Source organism: Kitasatospora sp. NPDC001225, assembly GCF_053597855.1.
The window spans coordinates 46,300-70,635 of the sequence record NZ_JBSFJC010000029.1 but is presented as its reverse complement, the minus strand read 5'-3'; the positions used below and the strand labels follow the sequence as shown (position 1 = coordinate 70,635).

The 24,336-nt window shown below is 73.3% G+C and carries 20 protein-coding genes; 10 read left to right on the top strand and 10 right to left on the bottom strand.

The features are described 5' to 3' along the window. Positions 1 to 72 precede the first annotated feature (72 nt). Positions 73 to 2,229: a protease pro-enzyme activation domain-containing protein gene (locus ACWDCZ_RS12990; protein WP_449815977.1), complete on the bottom strand. Its 2,157-nt coding sequence runs from the start codon at positions 2,227 to 2,229 to the stop codon at positions 73 to 75. A gap of 258 nt (positions 2,230 to 2,487) precedes the next feature. Between ACWDCZ_RS12990 and ACWDCZ_RS12985 the strand changes: the two genes are divergently transcribed. Next, positions 2,488 to 3,054: a CGNR zinc finger domain-containing protein gene (locus tag ACWDCZ_RS12985; protein WP_449815976.1), complete on the top strand. Its 567-nt coding sequence runs from the start codon at positions 2,488 to 2,490 to the stop codon at positions 3,052 to 3,054. A gap of 60 nt (positions 3,055 to 3,114) precedes the next feature. Here ACWDCZ_RS12985 and ACWDCZ_RS12980 read toward each other — a convergent pair whose 3' ends face one another. The 3 genes from ACWDCZ_RS12980 to ACWDCZ_RS12970 all read right to left on the bottom strand — a co-directional run bounded on the left by ACWDCZ_RS12980 (position 3,115) and on the right by ACWDCZ_RS12970 (position 7,881). Then, complete coding sequence (locus tag ACWDCZ_RS12980) at positions 3,115 to 4,605, bottom strand: FAD-dependent monooxygenase (protein WP_449815975.1); 1,491 nt, start codon at positions 4,603 to 4,605, stop codon at positions 3,115 to 3,117. A 145-nt stretch (positions 4,606 to 4,750) separates the two neighbouring features. Continuing rightward, complete coding sequence (gene paaN, locus ACWDCZ_RS12975; protein WP_449815974.1) at positions 4,751 to 6,451, bottom strand: phenylacetic acid degradation protein PaaN; 1,701 nt, start codon at positions 6,449 to 6,451, stop codon at positions 4,751 to 4,753. 161 nt (positions 6,452 to 6,612) lie between these two features. Continuing rightward, positions 6,613 to 7,881: a glycosyltransferase family protein gene (locus tag ACWDCZ_RS12970; RefSeq protein ID WP_082345816.1), complete on the bottom strand. Its 1,269-nt coding sequence runs from the start codon at positions 7,879 to 7,881 to the stop codon at positions 6,613 to 6,615. A gap of 129 nt (positions 7,882 to 8,010) precedes the next feature. Here ACWDCZ_RS12970 and ACWDCZ_RS12965 point away from each other — a divergent pair, with 129 nt between their 5' ends. Further along, on the top strand, positions 8,011 to 8,595 hold the full coding sequence (locus ACWDCZ_RS12965; protein WP_049652808.1) for a TetR/AcrR family transcriptional regulator: 585 nt from the start codon (positions 8,011 to 8,013) through the stop codon (positions 8,593 to 8,595). 48 nt (positions 8,596 to 8,643) lie between these two features. Here the strand turns inward: ACWDCZ_RS12965 and ACWDCZ_RS12960 are convergent, their stop codons facing one another. Then, positions 8,644 to 9,105, bottom strand: coding sequence for an Lrp/AsnC family transcriptional regulator (locus tag ACWDCZ_RS12960; protein ID WP_049652805.1), 462 nt, complete (start codon positions 9,103 to 9,105; stop codon positions 8,644 to 8,646). A gap of 149 nt (positions 9,106 to 9,254) precedes the next feature. Between ACWDCZ_RS12960 and pdhA the strand changes: the two genes are divergently transcribed. From pdhA to ACWDCZ_RS12940, 4 genes are all read left to right on the top strand, one after another. After that, positions 9,255 to 10,397 (top strand): pyruvate dehydrogenase (acetyl-transferring) E1 component subunit alpha, encoded by a 1,143-nt coding sequence (pdhA, locus tag ACWDCZ_RS12955; protein WP_049652804.1) that lies wholly within the window; start codon positions 9,255 to 9,257, stop codon positions 10,395 to 10,397. A gap of 77 nt (positions 10,398 to 10,474) precedes the next feature. Continuing rightward, positions 10,475 to 11,443 (top strand): alpha-ketoacid dehydrogenase subunit beta, encoded by a 969-nt coding sequence (locus ACWDCZ_RS12950; RefSeq protein ID WP_259316901.1) that lies wholly within the window; start codon positions 10,475 to 10,477, stop codon positions 11,441 to 11,443. Next, positions 11,443 to 12,774 (top strand): dihydrolipoamide acetyltransferase family protein, encoded by a 1,332-nt coding sequence (locus tag ACWDCZ_RS12945; RefSeq protein ID WP_449815983.1) that lies wholly within the window; start codon positions 11,443 to 11,445, stop codon positions 12,772 to 12,774. The genes ACWDCZ_RS12950 and ACWDCZ_RS12945 overlap by 1 nt, the downstream gene beginning before the upstream one ends. A gap of 414 nt (positions 12,775 to 13,188) precedes the next feature. Then, positions 13,189 to 14,664 carry a globin domain-containing protein gene (locus ACWDCZ_RS12940; RefSeq protein WP_449815973.1) on the top strand — a complete coding sequence of 492 codons (1,476 nt, stop codon included), beginning with the start codon at positions 13,189 to 13,191 and terminating at the stop codon, positions 14,662 to 14,664. On the opposite strand, the gene ACWDCZ_RS12935 is transcribed toward ACWDCZ_RS12940, so the two are convergent. Further along, complete coding sequence (locus ACWDCZ_RS12935; RefSeq protein ID WP_049653246.1) at positions 14,665 to 15,207, bottom strand: NUDIX domain-containing protein; 543 nt, start codon at positions 15,205 to 15,207, stop codon at positions 14,665 to 14,667. Between the two features lie 238 nt (positions 15,208 to 15,445). Between ACWDCZ_RS12935 and ACWDCZ_RS12930 the strand changes: the two genes are divergently transcribed. Then, positions 15,446 to 16,339: an IclR family transcriptional regulator gene (locus tag ACWDCZ_RS12930; protein ID WP_387970851.1), complete on the top strand. Its 894-nt coding sequence runs from the start codon at positions 15,446 to 15,448 to the stop codon at positions 16,337 to 16,339. 197 nt (positions 16,340 to 16,536) lie between these two features. Next, complete coding sequence (locus ACWDCZ_RS12925; protein ID WP_049653243.1) at positions 16,537 to 16,962, top strand: SsgA family sporulation/cell division regulator; 426 nt, start codon at positions 16,537 to 16,539, stop codon at positions 16,960 to 16,962. 96 nt (positions 16,963 to 17,058) lie between these two features. Here ACWDCZ_RS12925 and ACWDCZ_RS12920 read toward each other — a convergent pair whose 3' ends face one another. After that, entirely contained in the window at positions 17,059 to 17,439 is a 381-nt protein-coding gene (locus ACWDCZ_RS12920) for a phage holin family protein (RefSeq protein WP_049653241.1), read from the bottom strand. Positions 17,440 to 17,602: 163 nt separating this feature from the next. Here ACWDCZ_RS12920 and tenA point away from each other — a divergent pair, with 163 nt between their 5' ends. After that, on the top strand, positions 17,603 to 18,274 hold the full coding sequence (tenA, locus tag ACWDCZ_RS12915; RefSeq protein ID WP_049653239.1) for a thiaminase II: 672 nt from the start codon (positions 17,603 to 17,605) through the stop codon (positions 18,272 to 18,274). A 62-nt stretch (positions 18,275 to 18,336) separates the two neighbouring features. Here tenA and ACWDCZ_RS12910 read toward each other — a convergent pair whose 3' ends face one another. Further along, the gene (locus ACWDCZ_RS12910; protein ID WP_449815972.1) at positions 18,337 to 19,653 is read right to left on the bottom strand and encodes a hypothetical protein; all 1,317 of its coding nucleotides are present in this window, start codon (positions 19,651 to 19,653) and stop codon (positions 18,337 to 18,339) included. A gap of 195 nt (positions 19,654 to 19,848) precedes the next feature. Further along, positions 19,849 to 21,150 carry a hypothetical protein gene (locus ACWDCZ_RS12905; protein WP_449815971.1) on the bottom strand — a complete coding sequence of 434 codons (1,302 nt, stop codon included), beginning with the start codon at positions 21,148 to 21,150 and terminating at the stop codon, positions 19,849 to 19,851. A gap of 262 nt (positions 21,151 to 21,412) precedes the next feature. On the opposite strand from ACWDCZ_RS12905, the gene ACWDCZ_RS12900 reads away from it, so the two are divergent. After that, a complete protein-coding gene (locus tag ACWDCZ_RS12900; RefSeq protein WP_049653234.1) occupies positions 21,413 to 21,613 on the top strand; it encodes a DUF5326 family protein in 201 nt (66 codons plus the stop codon). Between the two features lie 87 nt (positions 21,614 to 21,700). Here the strand turns inward: ACWDCZ_RS12900 and ACWDCZ_RS12895 are convergent, their stop codons facing one another. Continuing rightward, entirely contained in the window at positions 21,701 to 24,196 is a 2,496-nt protein-coding gene (locus ACWDCZ_RS12895; protein WP_449815970.1) for a PKD domain-containing protein, read from the bottom strand. Positions 24,197 to 24,336: the final 140 nt, after the last annotated feature.

Genomic DNA, 24,336 nt, shown 5'->3' with positions numbered 1-24,336 from the left:
GGACACCGCCGGGGCGGGCCCTGACGGCTCCGCCCCGGCGGGGATCGGGTGGTGCGGTGGTGCGGCCGGTGGTCAGCCGACGTTCAGCGCGACGTCGTCGATCACGAAGCTGGTCTGCAGCGAGGAGTCCTCGGTGCCGGTGAACTTGACGGTCACGGTCTGGCCCGCGAAGGAGGTCAGGTCCAGGGTGCGCTGGACGTAGCCGGCGGCGGCGTCCACGTTGGAGTAGGTCGCCAGCGTGGTGCTGTTGGCCTGGACGGTCAGCTTGTCGTACGCGGTGGTGCCGGTCTCCGCGGTGTCGACGTGCAGCCAGAAGGTCAGCTTGGCGGAGGCGCAGCCGGCCGGGATCGAGACGGTCTGCGACAGGGTGTCGGTGTGGGCCGAGCCGTAGCCGTCCAGCCAGGCCTTCCAGCTGCCCGAGTGGGCGGCCTCGGAGGAGCTGTTGCTGACCACGCCGCTGGAGGCGGTCCACGGGGAGGCGGTGCCGCTCTCGAAGCCGCCGTTGGCGACCAGCTGGGCGGCGGTGCAGCCGCCGGACGGCGGGGTGGTGCCGCCGCCGAGCAGGGCGGTGGTCAGCGCGTCGGCGACCGGGGAGCCCCAGCCGGTGACCTGGTCGTAGCCGGCCTTGGCGGAGAAGTCCTGGTTGGCGCCGGTGGTCACGTCGTGGAAGGTGCTGCCGTAGCCGCTGCCGTTGGCCACCGAGTACAGCCGCGGGCTGGCCTCGCCGAGGACGGCCTGGCCGGCGGCCTTGGCCTTCTGGTTGAACTGGGCCGCGTAGCCGGACCAGAGCGGCGCGGCCGCGCTGGTGCCGCCGTAGACCTGCCAGGCGCCGGCGGTGTAGATCGCGAAGCCGCTCTGCGGGTCGGCGTTGGAGGAGACGTCCGGGACGGTGCGCATGGTGCCGCTGACGCCGGTGCCGGTCTGCCAGCTCGGCTTGGCGAACACGGTGGAGACGCCGCCGCCGGCGGTGCTCCAGGCGCTCTCCGAGGAGTAGGCGTTGCCGCTGGAGACCTTGAGGTTGGTGCCGCCGACGCCGGTCTGGTGCGGGCTGGAGGCCGGGAAGTCGACCGCCTTCACGCCGGAGCCGCTGGTGGAGCGGGTGCAGTCGCGGGAGCCGTCGTCGCCGGAGGCGGAGAAGATCGAGATGCCCTGGGCGGCGGCCTGCTTGAAGGCGTTGTCGACCGCGGTCATCGAGGCGGCGGTGGTGTCCGGCTCGCAGGAGCCCCAGGAGATCGAGACCACCGAGACCCTGTTGTCGGTCACGATCTTGTTGGCCATGTCGATCTCGCCCTGGTCGCTGTTGGGCGCCTCGTAGACCAGCTGGGTGGCCTTGGGCGCCGCGCCGCGGACGATCTCGCTGTCCAGCTCGACCTCGCCCTGGCCCTGGCCGGGGGCGGAGTCGTAGGTGGCGCCGTCCACCGAGACGGTGGAGACGGCCGGGCCGGACAGGCCGTACTGGGAGTCGTAGGTGGTCAGGTTCGAGGACTGGTAGCCGTCGAACTCCCACAGCGCGACCGTGGTGCCGGTGCCGTCCGCGCCGGTCTTGTTGAGGTTGTACGCACCGGTGTACTGGGCCGGGGCCATGCCGCTCGGGCTCGCGCTCGCCGTGTTCGGGGTGACCGAGTTCGGGGTGGCCAGGCGGTTCTTGCGCACCGCGTGGTTGTCCAGGCCGCTGACGCCCTGGACCACGGAGGCCAGGTCGGACGGGATCGAGGCGGCCGCGTCGTTGGCGAAGAAGGCGCGCTGGAGCTGCGGGTCGAGGTACGCGCTCTCGTGCGTCCCGAAGGCCTGGGAGACCTGGGCGGCGGTGCCGCGGGCGTTGACCACCTGGCGGTTGGCGCTCACGTCGGAGACGGTCAGGCCCTGCTGGGCCAGGTACGTCCGGACCTGGTCGACGGCGGCCTGGGTCGGGCCGAACCGCGCGGTGAACTGCTCCGGCGTCAGGTAGTGGCCGTACTCCGGGGCGCCCGGGGTGGTGACGGCGGTCAGGAAGCGGTCCAGGGCGTCGGTGTCGCGCAGCTTCAGGCTGACGGACACCGAGATCTGCTGCGCGGCCGGGACGTCACCCTTCTTCTCCGAGTGGGCCACCGCCGGGTTCACGGTGTTCGGCAGGGCGACGCGCGGGGAGGCGTTGGGAGTGGCGGCCTGCGCGGTGGAGACACCGAGCGAGACGGCGGTCAGCGGCAGCACGGCTATCGCCGCGGCGAGGGCAAGGGAGCGGGGACGCAACGGATCCTCCTCCAGCCGGCTGTGGGGGGCCGGCAAGGGACCAGGCGTTCAGGGGGGTCGAGAACGCTGGCTCGAACATGACAGAACCCGTGTGCGAATTGGCTCATGGCCGGGCAATTCGTTGCTAAAAAACAGTCAACTGTGGAGGGCCCCCAACTCGGCGGTTCCATACAGTGAATGACCGTGGTTCCGGGGCCGGTCCAGACCAGTTCGGGCGGAAGGGGCGGACGTAGAATCGGACCGATCCGAGGGAGAGCGATGACTGACGTGCAGCCGGACCCGAGGGACCCGCGACCGCTGATCGGTGAGCCGCTCGCGCTGGACCTGCTCAACACGCGTTGGGCCGGAACGCCCGTCAACGACCTGCTCGCCGAACCGGACGGCTACCCGATCTGGCTCTCCTCGGCCGGCCTCGCGGACCGCTGCCGGGCCGCCGGGTCGGGGCTCGCGGCCCTGCGGGAGACCCGTGAGGTGATCGCCGATGCCGTCCAGGAGCTGTGCGGGCAGGGGCAGTTGGGGCCGGAGGCGGTGGCCCGGCTGAACGGTGTGCTGGGCCACGGGCGGCTGCGCCGGGAGCTCGGCCCGCAGGGGCCGACCGCGCACGTCGAGGTGGACCGGCCCGAGTGGCTGGCCTCCTGGCTGGCGGCGGACGACTTCCTGGACCTGCTGGACCGGGGCGCCCAGCGGATCAAGCAGTGCGCGCACGAGGCGTGCGTCCTGTACTTCTTCGACACCTCGCAGAACGGCCGCCGGCGGTGGTGCCGGATGGCGGTGTGCGGGAACCGGGCGAAGGCGGCGCGGCACTATGTGAAGGCCCGGGGCTGAGCGGCCGGCGAACGACGGGCCGGGCGGGCGCGCGGGGATCGCGGGCCCGCCCGGGGGTGGTCAGGCCGGGGCGCCGAGCCAGTCGGTGAGGGCGGCGCGCAGCTCGCCCTGGCCGGGGTCGACGGCGGCCCAGGCGACGTAGCCGTCCGGGCGGATCAGCAGGACGGTGTCGCGCAGCTTGCCGTGCGGGTCGGCGGGGGCGGCGGAGACCATGCGGTCGGCCCAGGGCTCGGCGGCGGCCAGCTCGTCATTGCTGACCAGGACGAACATCCCGGCGCGCAGCGCCTCGTAGAGCCGCTCGGGCGCGGCCGGGGCGCCCTCGGCGGGCTTGCTCAGGGCGGTCAGTCGCAGGTCCGGGACGCGCTTGCCGACCTGCGGGTGGGCGTCCTTGGGCGCGGGGTAGGAGATGCCGATGCCGGAGACCAGCCGGGCGCCGCGCTCGGTGACCGGGTCGAGGTGGCCGCCCAGCGCGGTGAGCGCGCCGCGCAGGGCGCGGGTGGGGGCGGACTCGGCGAGGGCCAGCCGGATCAGCGCGCCGGAGGTGCGCAGCACCGTCTTGCCGACCGGGTGCCGCTCGGTCTGGTAGGTGTCCAGGAGGGCGTCGGTGGCGTGGCCCCGGAGTGCCGCGGCGAGCTTCCAGGAGAGGTTGGCGGCGTCCTGGAGGCCGGTGTTCATGCCCTGGCCGCCGGCCGGGGAGTGGCAGTGCGCGGCGTCGCCGGCCAGGAAGACCCGGCCGGAGCGGTAGTTGGGGGCCTGCCGCTCGTCGCTGTGGAAGGTGGAGCTCCAGCGCACCTCGTGCAGGCCGTAGTCCTCGCCGAGGATGGCCCGGACGAGGGCGGTGAGCTGCTCGGCGGAGGGGGTGGTGCCGTCCGGGTACCGCTCCTCGCGGTCCCAGGCGATGATCCGGAACCAGCCGTCGCCGAACGGGGCGATGAAGGCGAAGCCGGCCTGGTTGGCGCCGACGGTGATCGCCTGGGCGGGCTCGCGGTCCAGCCGGACGTCGGCCAGCACCACCGAGTCGACCACCGACTCCCCGGGGAAGGGGATGCCCAGCAGGTCGCGGACGGTGGAGTGGACGCCGTCGGTGGCGACCGCGTACGCGGCGCGGTGGCCCTGCCCGTCCCGGGTCTCCAGGGTCACGCCCTCGGCGTCCTGGCGCAGCCCGGTGACCTCGGCGCCGCGCAGGACGGTCGCGCCGGCCTTCTCGGCGCGGTCCAGCAGCAGCCGTTCGACGTTGTACTGCGGGGTGATCAGCACGAACGGGAAGCGGGTGGGCAGCGCGGCGAGGTCGATGCCGAAGCGGTCGAACATCCTCAGCTCGGCGAGCGGGCGGCCGGTGGCGATCAGCTCCTCGGCCAGGCCCCGGGCGTCCAGCAGCTCCAGGCTGCGGGCGTGCACGGCGAAGGCCCGGGTGAGGTTGGACTCGGCGGCCCGCTTCTCCAGTACCGTGACGCCGACTCCGGCGGCGGCGAGGTCGCCGGCCAGCAGCAGTCCGGTCGGTCCGGCGCCGACGATCAGGACGTCGGTTTCGGTCGTCGGCTTCACGGCCATGTATCAGCTCCCGTTGTTCGGAGGGCGGTCGTACGCCGTTCCCGGCGTTCTCCCAGCCTCCATCATCGCGGGCGCCGTCGGAGCTGTGAACCGCCGGGCCCCGGCGGTGGGTGACCGCCGGGGCCCGGTGACGGGGGTGAACGGCTCAGGCGTGCCGGCGGATCTCCACCGTGCGGAACCGGTTGGCGACGAACGCGCCGTCGCAGTAGGCCGAGTTGGCGGCCGGGTTGGCCCCGGTGCCGTGCAGGTCGGAGAAGGCGGCGGTCTGGTTGGGGAAGACGCCGCCGGTCAGGTTGAGCGAGAGCGAGACGCCGGAGTCCAGCGCGGCCTCGACCAGCAGCGCCTCCACCTCGGGCGAGGTGGTGTAGCCGGAGGCCGTCATGGCGCCCTTCTCGCGGACCGTGGTGCGCAGCAACTCGACGGCGGCGGCGGTGGATTCGACGGCGACGGCGAAGGAGACCGGGCCGAAGCACTCGCTGCGGAAGACCGCGCGGTCGTCCGGCTTGTCGGCGTCCAGCTTGACCAGCGCCGGGGTGCGGACGGTCGCGCCGGGGAAGTCCGGGGAGGTCACCGCGCGCGGGGCGAGGGCGAGTTCGCCGTACTCGCCGCCGGCCGCGGCGGCCGAGCGCTGGAGCACCCCGGGGTTGACCACGGCGCCGAGGATCGCCGCGGCGCGGGCGTCGTCGGAGAGCAGGCCCTCGATGGCGCCGGCCAGGTCGGTGACCACCTCGTCGTAGGACTTGTCGCCCTGGTCGGTGGCGATGCCGCCGCGCGGGATCAGCACGTTCTGCGGGGTGGTGCACATCTGGCCGCTGTAGAGGGAGAGCGCGAAGGCCAGGTTGCCCAGCATGCCCTTGTAGTCGTCGGTGGAGTCGATGACGACGGCGTTCACGCCGGCCTTCTCGGTGTACACCTGCGCCTGCCTGGCGTGCTCCTCCAGCCAGTCGCCGAAGGCGGTGGAGCCGGTGTAGTCGATCAGCCTGACCTCGGGGCGGACCGCGAGGGCGGCGGCGACGGTGCCGCCCTCGTGCTCGGCGGCCAGGACGACCAGGTTCGGGTCGAAGCCGGCCTCGGCGAGCACCTCGCGGGCGACGGCGACGGTCAGCGCGAGCGGCAGGACGGCCCGCGGGTGCGGCTTGACCAGGACGGGGTTGCCGGTGGCCAGCGAGGCGAACAGGCCCGGGTAGCCGTTCCAGGTGGGGAAGGTGTTGCAGCCGATCAGCAGCGCGAGGCCGCGCGGGACGACGGTGAACTCCTTGGTCATCACCAGCGGGTCGCGCTTGCCCTGCGGCTTGGTCCAGCCGGCCTGCTTCGGCAGTCGGGTCTGCTCGGCGTACGCGTAGGCGACCGCCTCCAGGCCGCGGTCCTGGGCGTGCGGGCCGCCGGCCTGGAAGGCCATGCCGTAGGCCTGGCCGGTGGTGTGCATGACGGCCTGGGCGAACTCGTGGGAGCGGGCGTTGATCCGGTGCAGGATCTCCAGGCAGACGGCGGCGCGCTCCAGCGGGGTCGCGGCGGCCCAGCCGGGGCGGGCGGCGGTGAGCGCGGCGATCAGCGCGTCCGGGTCGGCGTGCGGGTAGGTGATGCCCAGCTCGACGCCGTACGGGGAGGCCTCGCCGCCGACCTGGTCGCCGTCGGTGGGGTGGCCTTCGAGGGTGAAGGGCCTGCCGAGCAGGGCGTCGAAGGCGGCCTTGCCGTCCGCCGGCCCGCTCTCGCCGTACGCCTTGGGGAACTCGGGGTAGGGCGACCAGTAGTCGCGCTCGGCGGCGGCGGCGAGCGCGGCGTCCAGGGTGGCCTGGTGGCGCTCGACCAGCTCGCTGACGAGGGGGTGGGTGACCGCTGCGGACATCTGTGCGCTCCTCGGAGGGCCTCGGAAAGCAGGACGGGACACGTCACAGAGTAACCGAACGATCGGTCGGGCCACGAGGGTGTGGTGGGAGGAATCCACCGGGAAACGCGCGGGGGCGCGTCCGTGGCGGACGCGCCCCCGGGGGCTCGGGTGGTCCGGGTCTACGGCACACCCAGCTCGAAGATGACGTACCCGGCGTACCAGCCGGAGGCGACCGCGCCGGTGCCCAGGACGGTGGCCAGCACCGGCAGGCTCAGCTTGCGCATCCCCACCGCCAGCGCGATGAACAGCGGGAACGCGGGCAGCAGGTAGCGGGAGACGTTGCCGAAGATGCCCAGGCTGCCGAGCACCGAGACGATCGTGGCCAGCGTGTAGGCGGTCAGCACCAGCGGCGGGCGCAGCCGGACCAGCAGCACGATCAGCATCGGCAGGCTGAGCACGATCAGGGTGGCGAACAGGTCCGGTATCGGGAAGGCGAAGGGGTAGTCGCTGCGGCCCAGCAGCACCCCGCGGATCGCGTGCCAGGTGCCCTGGCCCCAGTCGAAGTAGTGCAGCCAGGCGTCGTGCTGGAGCCGGAAGTAGCCGCCCCACTCGCCGGTCCGCCAGCCCACCCAGCCCACGTAGCCGAGCAGGCCGAGCGGGGCCAGCAGCATCGCGGCCAGCGGGCGCAGGACGCCGCTCTCGCGGCGGTACAGCTCGACCAGCGCGGCCAGGCCGACCGCGCCGATCAGCGCCGCGGAGGTCGGCCGGTTGAGCCCGGCGACCAGGGTGATCACCCCGGCCGCGACCCACTGCTTCGTCATCACGCAGTAGCAGGCCCAGGCGGCCAGCGCGACGAAGAGGGAGTCCGAGTAGACCGCCCACTCGGCGCCGGAACCCGGGGCGATCGCCCAGATGCCGGCCGCGATCACACCGGAGCGGGCGTCGCCGGTCAGCTTCTCCACCACGGCGTAGATGCCGGCCGCGGCGAACAGCGAGGCCACCACCGAGACCAGCATCCCGGCGCCGTACAGGCCGAGGCCGGTGACGTCCGAGGTCATCCGCATCAGGCCGGGGTAGAGCGGGAAGAACGCGGCCGAGTTCTGCTCGACGCTGAAGCCGACCGGTCCGTTCGGTATCGGGACGAGCGCCGGGTGGTAGCCGAACCGAGCCACCTGCTGGTACCACCAGCCGTCCCAGGTGGCCACCACGTCCCAGGGGTTGGCGCCGCCGCCGAACCGGGCCGGCTTCTTGGCGTACTCCCCGGAGAAGGAGAGCAGCTTCATGAAGACGGTGAAGCCGATCAGCTTCAGCACCGCGTAGCACCACACCGCCGGTCCGAAGCGGACCACCAGGGCCCGGCCGCGCTCCTGCCAGGTGCGCGCGGGTCCCTCCGGCTCCTCGCTGCGCTTCTCTGGCACGTCGGAGGCGACTGCCGGTATTGCGTTCATGTCCCCAGCCTTGGACGTGGACGGATCGTCCGCAGAGTCTAGGGCCTGACCCCGTCGGCGTCCCTTGGTTGGTGTGGACCAGTCGGACCCGCTCGCGTGACGGGGGTGACGGCCGGGGATACTCGGAGGATGGCCGATCACACCACGCGCACCGCCTACACCGTGGAGTCACTGCTCGCGGTGACCGTCGACGTGTTCAACGAGCGCGGCTACGACGGCACCTCGATGGAGGACCTGTCCCGGGCGGCCGGGATCTCCAAGTCCTCCATCTACCACCACGTGCGCGGCAAGGAGGAGCTGCTGCGGCTGGCGGTCGGCCGGGCGCTGGACGGGCTGTTCGCGATCCTGGCCGAGCCCGAGGCGGTCGCGGGCCCGGCGGTGGAGCGGCTGGAGCACGTGGTGCGCCGCACCGCCGAGGTGCTGCTGGACGAGCTGCCGTACGTGACGCTGCTGCTGCGGGTGCGCGGCAACACGGCCACCGAGCAGTGGGCGCTGGAGCGCCGGCGGGACTTCGACCACCAGGTCGCCGAGCTGCTGCGGGCGGCGGTCGCGGACGGCGCGCTGCGCGCGGACGTGGAGCCGCGGCTGGCCACCCGGCTGCTGTTCGGGATGATCAACTCGATCGTGGAGTGGTACCGGCCGGGGCTCAAGGCCGCCGACGGGGTCGCGGACGCGGTGGTCCACCTGGCCTTCGACGGGCTGCGGGCGCGCTGACCGGTCCTTCCCCCGGGCCCGGGCCCCGCCCTCGAGGCGGAGCCCTCCTCAGAGCGGCGGCACCTGATCGGTCTCCTCGAAGACCAGCATGGTGCGGGTGCCGAGCACCTGCGGGATGGACTGGATGCTGCCCAGCACCAGCTCCCGCAGGGCCTTGTTGTCGGCGGTGTGCACCAGCAGCAGGACGTCGAAGTCCCCGCCGACCAGCGCGATGTGCGCCACCCCGGGCAGCTCCAGCAGCTGCTCGCGCACCGTCCGCCAGGAGTTCTGGACGATTTTCAGGGTGACGTACGCCGACGCGGCCTGACCGGCCCGTTCGTGGTCCACCCTGGCGGTGAAGCCGCGGATGATGCCGTCCTCGACCATCCTGGAGATCCGGGCGTACGCGTTGGCCCGGGACACGTGCACCCGCTCGGCCACCGAGCGGATGGAGGCGCGACCGTCCTGCTGCAGCAGCCGCAGGATCGACCGGTCGACCCGGTCGAGTCTGGACATCTGTTCAGCCGACATGACCCCCCACCCCCACCGATTGGACGCACTGCCACCAGTCGACCGCCGTACAGGCCGAATGTCCACCACCTTGTCACGCTTCTGGTCAAGATGAACAGACGACCGAACAATCGGTAGGGAGCCCCCGCAACCCCTGGAGGTGCCCCGAGATGACCGTTCTCGACCACAGACACCACGCGGGTGTACCCGGCTGGCTGCCCGGGGCCACCGCCCCGCGCACCGATCCGGCACCCCTCCTCCCGGACCCCTCCCCCGTCCGGGCGATCGGCACCCCCGCGCTGGAGAAGTACGACCCCGCCCTGCTGCGCGAGCTGTACCGCCGCCTGGTCGTCGGCCGCCGGTACAACCAGCAGGCCACCACCCTGACCAAGCAGGGCCGGCTCGCCGTCTACCCGGCGTCCACCGGCCAGGAGGCCTGCCAGGTCGCCGCCGCGCTGGTGCTCGGCGAGCACGACTGGCTCTTCCCCAGCTACCGCGACACCCTCGCCGTGGTCTCCCGGGGCGTCGACCCGCTGGAGGCGCTGACCCTGCTGCGCGGCAGCGCCCACACCGGCTACGACCCGCGGGCCAGCCGCACCGCCCCGCTCTGCACCCCGCTCGCCACCCAGGCCCCGCACGCCGTCGGGCTGGCGCACGCCGCCCGGCTGCGCGGCGAGCCGGTGGTCGCGCTGGCGATGCTCGGCGACGGCGGCACCAGCGAGGGCGACTTCCACGAGGCGCTGAACTTCGCGGCCGTGCTGGACGCCCCGGTGGTCTTCCTGGTGCAGAACAACGGCTACGCGATCTCCGTGCCGCTCAGTGCGCAGTCCGCCGCGCCGAGCCTGGCCCACAAGGCCGTCGGCTACGGGATGCCGGGCCGGCTGGTGGACGGCAACGACGCGCCCGCCGTGCACTCGGTGCTGACCGAGGCGGTCGAGCGGGCCCGGGCCGGCGGCGGCCCGACCCTGGTCGAGGCGCTGACCTACCGGATCGACGCCCACACCAACGCCGACGACGCCACCCGCTACCGCACCGAGCCCGAGGTGGCCGCCTGGCGCGAGCACGACCCGATCCTGCTGATGGAGCGGGCGCTGCGCGGACTCGGCGTGCTGGACGACCGCCTGGTGCGGGAGGCGGCCGACGAGGCGGAGGCGCTGGCGGCCCGGATGCGGGCGGAGTTCCACACCGACCCGGAGCTGGACCCGATGTCGCTGTTCGCCCACGTCTACGCCGAGCCGACCCCGCAACTGCGCGAGCAGGCCGCCCAGTTGGCCGCCGAGCTGGCCGCCGAGGCGGAGGTGGCGGACCGATGAGCACGGCCCACCCGTCGCCCACCCCCACCCTTGGCGGAGCCTCTGCGCGGCGCCCCTCTGATGTCCGTACCGCCTCGATGGCGCAGGCGCTCAACTCCGCGCTGCGGGACGCCATGCGCGAGGACCCGGCGGTGCACGTGCTCGGCGAGGACGTCGGCGCGCTCGGCGGGGTCTTCCGGATCACCGACGGGCTCACCGCCGAGTTCGGACCGGAGCGCTGCCTGGACACCCCGCTGGCCGAGGCCGGCATCCTCGGCACCGCGATCGGCATGGCGATGTACGGGCTGCGCCCGGTCGTCGAGATGCAGTTCGACGCCTTCGCCTACCCGGCGCTGGAGCAGCTGTTCTCGCACGTCGCCAAGATGCGCAACCGCACGGCGGGCCGGCTCCCGCTGCCGATCACCGTCCGCATCCCGTACGGCGGGGGCATCGGCGGCGTCGAGCACCACAGCGACGCCTCCGAGGCCTACTACACCAGCACCCCCGGCCTGCACGTGGTCACCCCGGGGACGGTGGCCGACGCGTACGGGCTGCTGCGCGCCTCGATCGCCTCCGACGACCCGGTGGTGTTCCTGGAGCCCAAGCGGCTCTACTGGGGCAAGGCCGAGTTCGACCCGGACGCGCCCGTCGAGCCGATCGGCCGGGCGGTGCTGCGGCGCACCGGCACCTCCGCCGTGCTGATCACCTACGGCCCCTCGCTGCCGGTCTGCCTGGCGGCGGCGGAGGCGGCGCAGGCCGAGGGCCGGGACCTCGCGGTGCTGGACCTGCGCACCCTGGTGCCGTTCGACGACGAGACGGTCTGCCGGGTGGTGCGCTCGCTCGGCCGGGCCGTGGTGGTGCACGAGGCGAGCGGCTTCGGCGGCACCGGCGCGGAGATCGCCGCCCGGGTCACCGAGCGCTGCTTCCACCACCTGGCCGCGCCCGTGCTGCGGGTCACCGGCTTCGACGTCCCGTACCCGCCGCCGATGCTGGAGCACCACCACCTGCCCGGGGTGGACCGGATCCTGGACGCGGTCGCCCGGCTGCAGTGGGAGGACCGAGGATGATGCCCGTCGTACGGGAGTTCCGGCTGCCCGACCTCGGTGAGGGGCTCACCGGGGCCGAGGTGGTGCGCTGGATGGTCGAGGTCGGCGAGGTGATCGCGGTCGACCAGCCGGTGGTGGAGGTGGAGACCGCCAAAGCCGTGGTGGAGGTGCCCTGCCCGTACGGCGGGGTGGTCACCGCGCGGTACGGCGAGGTGGGCGAGGAGATCGCCGTGGGCGCGCCGCTGGTGACGGTCGCGGTGGCGCCGGCGGTGGGGAGCGGGTCGGAGGATGCGGCGGGGCCGGGCTCTGCCGCTGCGCCTGCCGCTGCCGCCGCCTCTGCCGAGGTGGAGCGGCCGTTGGTCGGGTTCGGGGTCGCCGAGCCGGGCCGGGGCGGGCGGCGGCGCCGGGTCGGGGCACCGGCCTCGGCCTCGGCCTCGGCCGTGGTCGCCGTCGGTGCCGTGGCCGTGCGGGCTCCGGTCGTCCCGGCCGGGCCGGCGGTGGTGCCGGTGATCTCGCCGCTGGTGCGGCGGCTGGCCCGGGAGCAGGGGGTCGACCTGGCCGCGCTCACCGGGAGCGGGCCGGACGGACTGATCATGCGTGCGGACGTCGAACGGGCGGTCGCGGCCAAGGTGGCCGCTCCGGCGCCGGCCGGGCCCGCCGGGCAGGACGGCGTGGTCCCGCTGCGCGGGCTGCGCAAGGCGGTGGCCGAGAAGCTGAGCCGCAGCCACCGGGAGATCCCGGCGGCGACCTGCTGGGTGGACGCCGACGCCACCGAACTCATGGCACTGCGGCGGCAGTTGAACGCCGCGCCGGGGCCGAAGGTGAGCGTGCTGGCGCTGCTGGCGCGGATCTGCACCGTCGCCCTGGCGCGCTTCCCGGAGCTCAACTCCTCGGTCACCGGGGACGGTTCGGGCATCGTCCGGCACTCGGCGGTGCACCTGGGCTTCGCCGCGCAGGGCGAGCGCGGGCTGGTCGTCCCGGTGGTGCGGGACGCGCAGAACCGCAGCACCGGGCAACTCGGCGAGGAGCTGGGCCGGTTGACCGAGGCGGCGCGCAGCGGCGCGCTCACCCCGGCCGAACTGACCGGCAGCACCTTCACGTTGAACAACTACGGGGTGTTCGGCGTGGACGGCTCGACCCCGATCCTCAACCACCCGGAGGCGGCGATGCTCGGGGTCGGTCGGATCGTCGCCAAACCCTGGGTCCACCAGGGGGAGTTGGCGGTCCGCGAGGTGACCCAGCTGTCGTTCACCTTCGACCACCGGGTCTGCGACGGCGGGACGGCGGGCGGCTTCCTGCGGTTCGTCGCGGACTGTGTGGAGCAGCCGGGGATGCTGCTGCGGCAGCTCTGAGGACCGCCGTCGAGCCCGGCTCTCCGGTCGCCCTGGGTGTGCGGACGGACACCCGGGGCGACCGGGGGCGGGGAGAGTAGCGCGTTCCGGGCCCGGATGTCCGGGCTTCGCGTGATTCGTCGGACGGTCGGTCGGGCCGTGCCACGCTGCCTTGGCGCCAGTAGCGACAAGCCAGGTGGTGGCGCAGGCCGGCCGGAGGGCGAAACGATTCTCTTGGGTACTCGAAACGTAGCGGTGAAGTCCCGCGGAACAGTCCTGGTCCGTACCGGGCACGGCTCGGTGGGGGTCTCGTCCGTCCCGGGCCTGCGGCAGTCCGCGCCCGACGGGGGCCCGTCGCGGGAGGCGGTCGCCCGGCCGCCGGTGCCCCTGGCCCCGCCTGCGCCCCTGGCCCCGCCTGCGCCCCTGGCCCCGCCGATGCCCGTGGCCCCGCCGGACCTGCCGCCGCTGGTGGCGGCGGAGGCACCGACGGAGGTGCTGCCGCCGGTGTCACTGCTGGAGCCCGTCCGGCCGCCGCAACCGCCGTTCGTCCCGGCTCCGGCCCACGTCCACGCCCCGGCTCCCGCCCCCGCCGCCGACTTCCGCCCGCTGTTCGCCGACGCTCCCGGCCTCAACCGGGTCGGCCCGGGCGACCGGTGGAGCGACGCCTGGGGCGTACGGACCCCCGCCGGGCAGCCCGCCGCCGCGCTCCCCGCCGCCGGGCAGGACCAGGCCACCGCCCGGTGGCCGCTCACCGCCCGGGAGGTCGGGCTGGTCCGGGCCGGCCTCGCCGCCGTCGAGCCGGTCGCCGACCGGGCCACCGCGCACTTCTTCGCGCTGCTCTTCCTGCGCCACCCCGAGCTCCGCTCGTCCTTCCCCGCCGCCATGGACGTCCACCGCGAGCGGCTGTTCCGCACCCTGCTGGCCGTGGTCCGCGAGCTCGACCGGCCGGCGGCCCTGCGCGCCACGCTGGCCGGGCTCGGCCGGTCCCACCGCCGGTACGGCGCGCTGGCCGGGCACTACGCGGTGGTGGAGGAGTGCCTGGTGGGAACGCTCGCCCGGTACGCGGGCGACCGCTGGGACGCCGAGGCCGAGTCGGCCTGGCGCCGCGCCTACCTGATGATCTCCTCGGCCATGATCGAGGCCGCCGAGGAGGACGCCCGCACCTCGCCGGCCTGGTGGCAGGGCGAGATCGTCCGGCACGAGCGCCGCACCCGGGACGTCGCGGTGGTCACCGTCCGGCCGGACCAGGCCTACCCGTTCCGGGCCGGGCAGTACACCGCGCTGGAGACGCCCTGGTGGCCGCGGGTCTGGCGGCACTACTCCTTCGCCGGCGCGCCCCGCCCGGACGGGCTGCTGACCTTCCACGTCAAGGCCGTCCAGGCGGGCTGGGTGAGCAACGCGCTGGTCCACCGGGCCGCGCCCGGGGACGTGCTGCGGCTCGGCCCGGCGGCCGGCGCGATGACCGTGGACCACGCGGCCGGCCGGGACCTGCTCTGCCTCGGCGGCGGCACCGGGATCGCGCCGGTCCGCGCCCTGGTCGAGGAGGCCGCCGAGCACGGTGCGTCCGGCCGCCGGGTCGAGGTGTTCTACGGTGCCCGCCGGGCCGAGGAGCTGTACGCGCTGGACGGGCTGCGCGAACTGGCCGCTCGCCACCCCTGGTTGACGGTCCGTCCGGTGCTCTCCGGCGGCGGCCACGCCGGGGGCTTGCTGGGCGGCGGACTGCTGACCGGCGGGCTGCTGACCGGCGAACTGCCCGATGCGGTGGGCCGGTTCGGCCCGTGGACCGGTCGCGAGGCGGTGCTCAGCGGGCCGCCGGCGATGGTGCGCCGGGGCGTCGGGGTGCTGCTGCGGGCCGGGGTCCCGGCCGAGCTGATCCGGCACGACCCGGTCGGCGACCCGGCCGCCGTGTGATCACCCGAGGTCGGGGGCGAGGAGCGCGCGGATGCCCTCGATGTTGGCCGCCAGGTACGCCCGCAGCCGGGGCGGGACCACGTTGACCGAGGTGACGCCCTCGCGGGTGAACGGCAGCCGGACCACCTCGTACTCGCCGTTGGGGTCGGTCACCTCGGGCCCGTGCCGTCGGTCGAGGTCCATCGAGGCGAGCCGGCAGACGAAGAAGTGCTGCACCTTGACCCCGTGCGGGTGCAGCGGGGTGCCGTCGTCATGGTGGGTGTGGCTGATGGTGTCGACGAAGGCGGGCACCACGTCCACGACCTTGCCGCCGAGTTCCTCGTCCACCTCGCGGTGCAGCGCCTCGACCACCGTCCGGTCCTCCCGCTCGACCCCGCCGCCGGGCGTGATCCAGTACGGGTGCGGCGAGTCCGGCCGGACCCGCCGGATCAGCACGATCGAGGCCGGGCCGTACGGATCGTCCGGGTCCAGCTCCAGCAGGATCGCCCGCGCGGTGCGCTTCACGACCGGGCGCGGTGGCGCGGTGCGGTTCTCGGGGCCCATGGCCACCTCCGGGACTGGCGCGTTGTGCGGAAGTCTCCCGCGCCGGGGGAGGAACGAAACCCGGGGAACGGGTCGAAACACGCCGGGAACGGGTCGAAACGCCGACCCGGTCGGGTGCATCCGTTCGGGGTCCCGCTGTGCTGCAATGAGCAGCTATCGGGCAAATCGGAGGTTTCGTTCCGCATGCCCGTTCTGGGCACGGACCTGTACGAGGGACTCGGGCTGGGGGTTGGGTGTCATGGATCGGATCGCACAGCCGTTCGAGAAGACGCAACCGTTCGAGACAGCACGACCGTTCGGGGAGCACCCGTTCGGAGAGCAACCGTTCGAGGCGGCACGACCGCTCGGGCCCGCGCGGGAGGCCGGGCCCGCCGTGCTGCGGCCGCCCGAGGCGGACCGCGGGCCCACCCTGATCGGCTCCGTCCAGCGGGCGCTGCGGCTGCTGGAGGCCGTCGGGGGCTTCCGGCGCGGCGCGACCGCCAAGCAGCTGGCCCGGGCCGCCGAACTGCCCCTCGGCACGGCCTACCACCTGCTGCGGACCCTGGCCCACGAGGGCTACCTGCGGCGCTCCGAGGGGCGCTTCTTCCACGGGGAGGCGCTCGACGGCATAGCCCGCTCCCGCGGCCGGTGCGGCGACCCCGACCTGCGGACGCGGATGCGGTCCTTACGGGACGAGCTCGGCGCCGCGGTCTACTTCGCGCTGTACCGGGACGGCGAGGTCCACGTGGTGGACGTGGCCGAGGACCCGAACCGCCCGGCCGTCGAGCCCTGGGCGGACTTCCGGGCCACCGCCCACGCGCACGCCATCGGGCAGTGCCTGCTCGGCCAGCTGCCCGAGGAGGAGCGCCGCGACCACCTCGCCCGCCACCCGCCGGCCGGGCTCACCCCGTCGACCCTCACCGGCGAGACCGCGGTGCTGCGCCGACTCGCCTCGCTGCGGCCGACCATGCCGGTGCTGGAGCGTCAGGAGTACGCGCTCGGCACGGTCTGCGCGGCCGTCCCGATCACCATCGGCCCGGTGGTCGCCACGATGGCCCTGTCGCTCCCGGTCGAGCGGGCCGACCGGCTGGTCTCCGTCGCGTGCCAACTGCGGCGCGGGGTCGGGGCGATGAGTCCGTCGTTCATCTTCTGACACCACTTGGTCTGGACCTGCTCCGGCTCGTTCACCATTTGAAAAAGCACGCCTTGTCCACTACATCCCCAAACATGGACGATGATGATCGAACGTGGATTGGTTGCATAAACCGTCACAAAAACCGTCGAAAACATGTCCGCCGCCATCGGACCAAGCGAACCGACGGCGCGGGCAGAACGAGAGGTACTGGCGCCATGCAGCACAGCACAGTCCAGGGTCACCTGGTGATGAACCTCGTGGTCTCGCACGAGCTCTCCTTCCGCCTCCCGGTGGACCTGGCGTACGAGGCCGACGACCCGTACGCCGTCCGGCTCACCTTCCACCTGCCCGGCGACGCCCCGGTCACCTGGTACTTCGCGCGGGAGCTGCTGCTCGACGGGATCAGCGGACCGGCGGGCGAGGGCGACGTGCACATCCGCCCGGTCGGCGACGAGCTCTCGGAGGTCCGCATCGTGCTGCACTCCCCCGACGGGGACGCCTTGCTGTGCGCCTCGTCCGCGCCGCTGATCGCCTTCCTGGCGCGGACCGACCGGCTGGTGCCGATGGGGCAGGAGTTCTCCGGGCGGGACATCGACGCCCAGCTCGCGGACCTGCTCAAGGGGCGTGAGAACGCGGGGTGATCGCCCCGGCCGCGGTCGCACAGGAACGGCGAAGGGGCCCGTACCCGGTGGCAACACCCGGGTGCGGGCCCCTTTCGGCCGTCCGCACGGCACCGGTCAGTCGTCGTCCAGGGCCAGGTGCAGGCCCCACGCGACCAGGCTGATGATCAGTGAACCGACCAGCGCCGAGCCGAAGTTGGTCACGTGGAAGTCCAGGCTCAGCTTCCCGGAGGCCCAGGAGGTGAGCAGGAGCATCAGGGCGTTGATCACGAAGGTGATCAGTCCCAGCGTGAGGATGAACAGCGGGAACGAGAACAGCTTGACCACCGGCTTGATCAGCCAGTTCACCACGCCGAACACGACGGCGACGCCGAGCACCGTCAGCGCCTTGTGCTGCCAGTCGGCCTTGCCCTGGGCGAGTTGGATGCCGCTGACGATCCAGGCGGCGACCCAGATGGCCGCCGCGTTGATCAGTGTCTTGATGAGGAAACCCTTCATGCCGCCCAAGCCTGACAGGAACCACCCTCCCGGCGGAACCACCACACGGCGGGGTCGTGCTGAATGCCCCTGGTCCGGGAGGTGGACGGACGGGCCCGGGGACGGGGGAGGACGGCGGCACACTGGCCGGAGGACCGGCCGCCCCGGCGGTTAGGGTCGCGTCATGAGCACCAAGACGCTGACCGAAGAACTCTGGGCGGCCATCGAGCCGGTGTACGCCGAGATCCTCGCCCACCCCTTCCTGGCCGGGCTCACCGACGGCACCCTGCCGCGCGAGGCCTTCCGCCACTTCGTCGTCCAGGACTCGCACTACCTGCGCGACTACGCCCGCGCGCTCGCCGTCTGCGCCGCCAAGGCGCCCGGCGAGGAGGACGTCCGGGCCTTCGCCGACGACGCGGTCGGCGCGCTGGCCGCCGAGCAGGGCATGCACGCCGAGTTCCTGACCGCCTTCGGCGGCAGCGCCGAGGAGGCCGCCGCCGAGCCGGTGCTGCCCACCACCCGGGCCTACACCAGCTACCTGCTGGCCACCGTCTACGGCGGCTCCTTCGCCGAGGCGCTCGGCGCGGTGCTGCCCTGCTACTGGATCTACGCCCGGGTCGGCGAGGCGCTGCTCGCCCAGGGCTCGCCCGACCCGCTGTACGCCAAGTGGATCTCCACCTACGGCGACGAGGCCTTCCAATCGGTGGTCCGCCGGGTGCTGGCGCTCACCGACCGGCTGGGCGAGGAGCTGTCCGCGGCCGAACGCCGGAAGGTGGTCGGGCACTTCGTGACCACCTCGCGCTACGAGTGGATGTTCTGGGACGCCGCCTGGCGCGGCGAGCGCTGGCCGGTCTGAGCCGTCCGGGAACGTCCGCCCGCCGTCCGGGACGCCCCGGGCGACGGGCGGACGGTGCCTGGTCAGCCGGTGACGTAGTAGCCGTTCACGTCGGCGACGAGGTCCAGGTCGGCCCCGTGGTTGTAGACGGCGTAGGTGCCCGTGCTTTCGAGCACCTCGGCGGTCGCCGAGTTGGAGGTGGTCTGCCCCCGCACCACGTTGACGGTGGAGGTGCCCGTCTGCAGGTTCGGTTCGCGGGTCACCGCGAGGTAGCCGTCGGCGAGGACGTCGGTGGCCGTGATGTTGGCTTCGACGGCGAAGGCGTTCGGCACGGAGCCGTCGGTGGGGACGGCCTGGATCATCCGGGTGCCCGACCCCGGCACCGGTCCGCCGCCGAGCCGGGAGTCGAGGCTCCGCACCGGTGTCCTGAGCGCGCTGTACCGGCCCTTGCCGGACGGTCCGTAGTAGCCGACGATGTCGACCACGACGTGCACCGGGCCGACGTGGTTGTAGAGGTTGATCCTGCCGTCCTGGCCGACTGGCACCACGACGCGGTTCGCGACCGTCGAGCCCGCCGGGAAGTTGACGTTCGAGCCGGCGTCGGGCCGGGGTTCCCCGGCCGGGTACGCGGTCAGGAAGCCGTCCCGGTAGCCGTCGACCGCGGTGACGTTGAGGACCACCGCGGTGGCGTCCGTGGTCCCCAGCTCGGTGCGGGCGACGTGGTAGCTGCGCACCGAGTCGGTGTCGATCCGGCCGGTGGTGTCGCGGCGGCTGTCGGCGATCCGGCTCGGGTACAGCGGGCGGAACGTGTCGGTCGCCGCGGTCCGGAAGTAGCCGACCACGTCGAGGACGACGTCGGTGGTGCCCGCGTTGTTGTAGAGGGTGAGCCACGGGACGTCGTGGCTGACCGGGCCGGTCGCGACCGTGACCAGGTTCGAGACGGTCTGGCCGGGCCTGAAGTTGATGCTGGAGGTGGCGGGCTTGGTGCCCGGCGCGCCGGGGGCGGAGCCGAGCGTGACGAAGCCGTCGGCGGTCGGGTCGGTCACGGTCACGTTGACCACCACGGCCGTGGCATCGGTCGGGACGACGCCGAAGCACTCCTGCCGCGGGGGGTTGAGGCAGCCCGTGGCGATCGGGGTCGAGAAGTACTCGCCGGCCCGCAGCGGCCGCGCGGTGCGGGTCTCCGGGACCTTGCTGTCGTCGCGGGTGTCCAGGACCCGGATCGGGGACATCCCGACGTACCCGGCCGGTGCGGTGACGTCGGGTGCGGCGGTGGCGGCGGCCGGGGCGGCGACAGGTGCCGCGGCGGGTGCGGCGGTCGCCGGGACGGCGGCGAGGGCCGGGGCGGTGAGGACGAGCGCCGCCAGGGCGGCGAGGGACATGGCTGTTCTGGCCCGCATGATCGGATCCCCCCGGGGTCGACGGTGCTGGACGGGCTTGCTTCCAGTACTGGTTGGACGCATCGGGCCGCCCGGGGTTGTGTCCCTCCGGCGGAATTCCCGGCGGGGTGCCCGGACGCCGCTCGTCCCGGGCCCCGCCCGGCCCGCCGACCCGGGTGCTCCGGGGCCGGCGGGCCGGGCGGGATCGTGGCCGGCTCAGCCGGTGACGTAGTAGCCGTTCACGTCGGCGATGAGGTCCAGTCCGAACCCGTGGTTGAAGACGGAGAACCTGCCCTCGGGGGTCACCGCGGTGGTCGCCGAGTTGGAGGTGTCCCGCGCCGCCCTCACGTTGAGGGTGGAGGTGTTCGGCGCCTGGCCGGGCCCGGGGAAGACGGTGAGGTGGCCGTCCGCGAGGACGTTGGTGGCCGTCACGTTCGTCTCGACCCCCATGGCGTTCGGCACGGAGCCGTCGGTGGGGACGGCCTGGACCTGCACGGTCGACCCGGTGGCCACCGAGTAGCCGTTCCGGGTGTCCAAGGCTCGCACCGGGTTCTTGAGCGCGCTGAACAGGCCCTTTCCGGACGGTCCGTAGTAGCCGACGACGTCGACGATGACGTGCACCCAGCCGGCGTGGTTGTAGAGGTTGATCCTCCCGTCGGGCCCGACCGGCACCACGACGCGGTTCGAAACCGTCGTGCCCGCCGGGAAGTTGACGTTCGAGCCGTTGGTGGGCCGGATCGTCCCGGTCGGGTACGCGGTCAGGAAGCTGTCCCAGGTGCCCTCCGTCGCGGTGATGTTGAGGATCACCGAGGTGGCGTCCGCGGTCCCCAGCTCGGGGCGGGCGACCAGGTACGAGCGCATCTCGTCGCCGCGGAGCCGGCCGGCGGTGCCGTTGTCGCGGCTGTCGGCGATCCGGGTGGGGGTCAGCGGGCCGTACTTGTCGGTCGCCGTGGGGTTGTAGTAGCCGACCACGTCGAGCACCACGTGGGCGGTGCCCGCGTTGTTGTACAGGGTGAGCCACGGGACGAAGCGGTTGACCGGGCCGGTCGCGACCGTGACCAGGTTGGAGATGGTCTGGCCGGCCCTGAAGTTGATGCTGGAGGTGGCGGGCTTGGTGCCCGGCGTGCCGGGGGTGCCGCTGACCGTCACGAAGCTGTCGGCGGTCGGGTCGGTCACGGTCACGTTGACCACCACGGCCGTGGCGTCGGCCGGGACGACGCCGTAGCACTCCTGCGGGGGGTGGCTGTGGCAGCCGGTCGCGATCGGGGTGGAGAAGTACTGGCCCTCCTGGAGCGGCCGCGCGGTGCGGGTCTCCGGGACCTGGTTGGAGTCGCGGGTGTCCAGGACGCGCTTCGGGGCCATCCCGACGAATCCGGCCGGTGCGGTGGTGCCGGGGGCTGTGTCGGCGGCAGCGGTGGCGGCCGCCGGAGCGGCGGTCGCGGGCACCGCGGCGAGGGCCGCGACGGTGAGGCTGAGCGCCGCGAGAGCGGCGGTGGACATGGCTGTGCTGGCCCGCATGGGTCGGGTTCCCCCCTGGTAGACGGCGCCGGGAGGGCATGGTCCCGGCACTAGGTAGGACGTTCCGGAAGGCCGGGGGTTGTGCCGCGTCGGAGGAATTCTCGGGGGTCACCCGGGGGGTCGGGATCGGGGGGATCTCGGGGTTCTCTCCGGGCCGTTGGGCCTCGTTCCGGCACTCGCGCCACCGTACGATCGAAGTACCGAAAGCAAGCGGGATGCGGCACCGGACGGCGGCCGACCCGAGGGGAGAAGAGGAACCGACATGGCTGAGCTCTGGAAGTCGCTGCCCTCCTGGGTGCGCAACATCGTCATCCCGGTGCTGGTCCTGGTGCTGGCCTGGAACATCGTCGCCTTCGTGTTCGGCGTCGTCGGCGCACTGCTCTCGATCGTGATCAAGCTGCTGGTGGTGGTCGGCATCGCGGCCGCCGTGGTGGTCCTGGTGAAGAAGGCGGCCAAGAGCTGACCGGCCGCCCCGACCGCCGCCCTGAGGCCCGGCCCCCCGCGAGACGGGGAGCCGGGCCTCTGGCGTTCTCCGGTGTCCGGAGTGCTGCTACTGGTTGCGGTAGTAGCCGAAGAGGTCGGCGATGACCTGGGTGGTGCCGGCGTGGTTGGCGATGTCGAACCGGCCTCCGTCGTCGACCGGGACGGTGGTGTGGTTGGAGACGTCCAGCCCCGGGCTGGCGTTCAGGTTGCTGGTGTCGGGCTGGGGCGTCCCGGACGCCCACGCGGTGAGGTGGGTGGCCCCGGTGGTGCCGGTCGCCGTCAGGTTGACCACCGCGGCGGTCGCGCCGGAGGGCACGCCCCGGACCTGCTGGGTGGAGAACGGGGTGAAGGTGACGTTGCCCCGCGAGTCCAGCAGACGGGTCGGGGGGACCGGGGTGAACAGGCCCTTGCCGTCCGGGCCGTAGTAGCCGAAGACGTCGACCACGAGGTGCGAACTGGAGGCGTTGGTGAAGAGCTCGACGCTGCCGTCCGCGCCCAGCGGGACCACCACCTGGTTGGGGATGTTCCGGCCCGGGGCGGTGTTGAGGTTGGAACCGGCCGCGGGGCGCTGGGTTCCGCCGGGGTAGACGGTGACGAAGCCCGCCGAGGCGGACTCGGTGGCGGTCACGTTGAGCACCGCCGAGGTGGCGCCCGCCGGGACGCCGCCGGCGCCGGCCACCTGGAGCCGTCGGGGGGTGCCTCCGGTCAGCGGGGTGGCGTCGGAGCGGGTGTCGAGCAGCCGGGCCGGGGCGACGGAGGTGAAGCGGTCGGGGCTGACGGCCGTGAAGTAGCCGAGGACGTCGGCGACGGTGTGCACGTAGCCCGCGTTGTTGCGCACCACCACCCTGCCGTCCGGGCCGATCGGCACGGTCACCAGGTTGGCGACGTCCTGGCCGGGGCCGAAGTTCACGTTCGAGGTGGTCGGCCGGGCGGCGGCGGCCGGGTAGACGTCCAGGTGGCTGTCGGCGGTGCCCTCGGTGGCGGTCAGGTTGAGCACGACGGCCGTGGCGCCCGGGGGCACCAGGGTGCCGGCCGAGCCGGAGACGCGGTTGCGCAGGTCCAGGTCGATGGTCTCGCCGGGGCCGAGCCGCGGGTAGCGGCCGCCGGGCTGGCGGGAGTCCAGGATGCGGGTCGGCGCGATCGCGGTGTAGCCGGCCGGGGTGTAGTCGACCTTCCTCCACTGCACATCCGTCCGGCTGGCGCCGAACTCGTCGGTGGTCGTGAGCTGCACCCGGTAGTCGCCGGGCTTGGCGTACACGTGACGCACGGTGGGGCGGTTCGGCCCCGACGCGGTGGTGCCGTCGCCGAAGTCGTAGGAGTAGTCGGTGATCCGCGACGGGACGACGGGGTTGGCGTCGACCGTGACGGCCAGCGGGTCGGAGCCGGTCTCCGGGGTCACCTTGAGGTCGGTCTTGAAGGAGCCGACGACCTCGTACGCGCCGCGGTCGCGGAAACCGCCGTTCGGGCCGGTGTTGGGGACGTCCGGGTGGTCCGTCGCGCCGTGGCCGAGCAGGTCGACGGCCGAGACGCCGGGCACCTCGGGGCCGGCGGAGTCGATCACGCCGTTGGGCAGCCAGCCGAGGGCGGCCACCGGCATCGAGTACCCCCACAGGTCGGGGTCGAACTGCACGCTGACGTTGAGGTCGTGGCCGCCCTGGCCGGTCGCGGCCTTCAGGTTCTCGGCCCACTGGTACTTGGTGCCACCCCACTCGTAGGTGGGGATGTGGCCGAGCCCGGGGGGCTGGATGGTGTTGTAGTCGAGGACGGTGCCCTCGGTCGAGCCGGCCGACACCCGGACGACGGACATGTCGGCGAGGTTGTTCGTGATCGTCGCGTGGTGGGACGCGCCGGCCAGGTCGAAGGCGGTCGACACCGACCACTGGAACCGCACCGTGTTGTGGGTGATGACGGTGTTCGGCGCGTCGGTCAGCGACACGGCCGACCCGAACGTGGAGTTGAAGTCGTTGCCGGCGATCACTGTCCCGGAGATGCCCGGCCCGACCTTCACGCCGCCGCTGGCCAGACTGACGATCGAGCGCTCGACCCGGACGTGGTCGCTGGCGCCGGTGACGTTGACGGCCGGCCGGAGGACGTCGCCGTTCGGCTGCTCGATCAGGTTTCCGGAGAGCTCGACCCGGCTGACCCCGTCGAGTTCGAAGTGGGTCACGTCGAAGCCGGAGAAGACGACGTCGTGCTGGCCGGAAATCCTCACCGCCTGCTTCTGCGGACCGGCGATGACCGGAAGGGTCTTCTTCAGGGCGAGGCGGCCGGCGCCGCGGAAGGTGATCGGCCTGCCGGGCTCGCCGGAGCGCCGGACGGTCAGGTCCTCGGCGTAGGTGCCCGACGCGACCTCCACGGTCTGGCCCGGCAGCACCTGGTCGGCGGCGGCCTGGACGGTGCAGAACGGAACCGCCCGGGTGCCCGGACCGCTGTTCGAGCAGGCGGAGTTGGAGCCTTCGACGTACAGGACTGCGGCCGGTTCGGCCGCCACCGCGGGCAGTGGCAGGCCCACCACGGCGGAGACCACGGCGGCGCTCAGGCCGGCCGCGTGACGGATGCGCACGGAGTACTTCCCCCAAGAATCGTCAGAGCCGCGACACCCCGGGCCGGTCGCCCGCACGGAGGGGCCGTGCGCGACCCGGTGGAGTGCCTGCGGAGCATTCGTGAGCATTATGAGGGTGCGTTCGGACACTTTCGGCCACT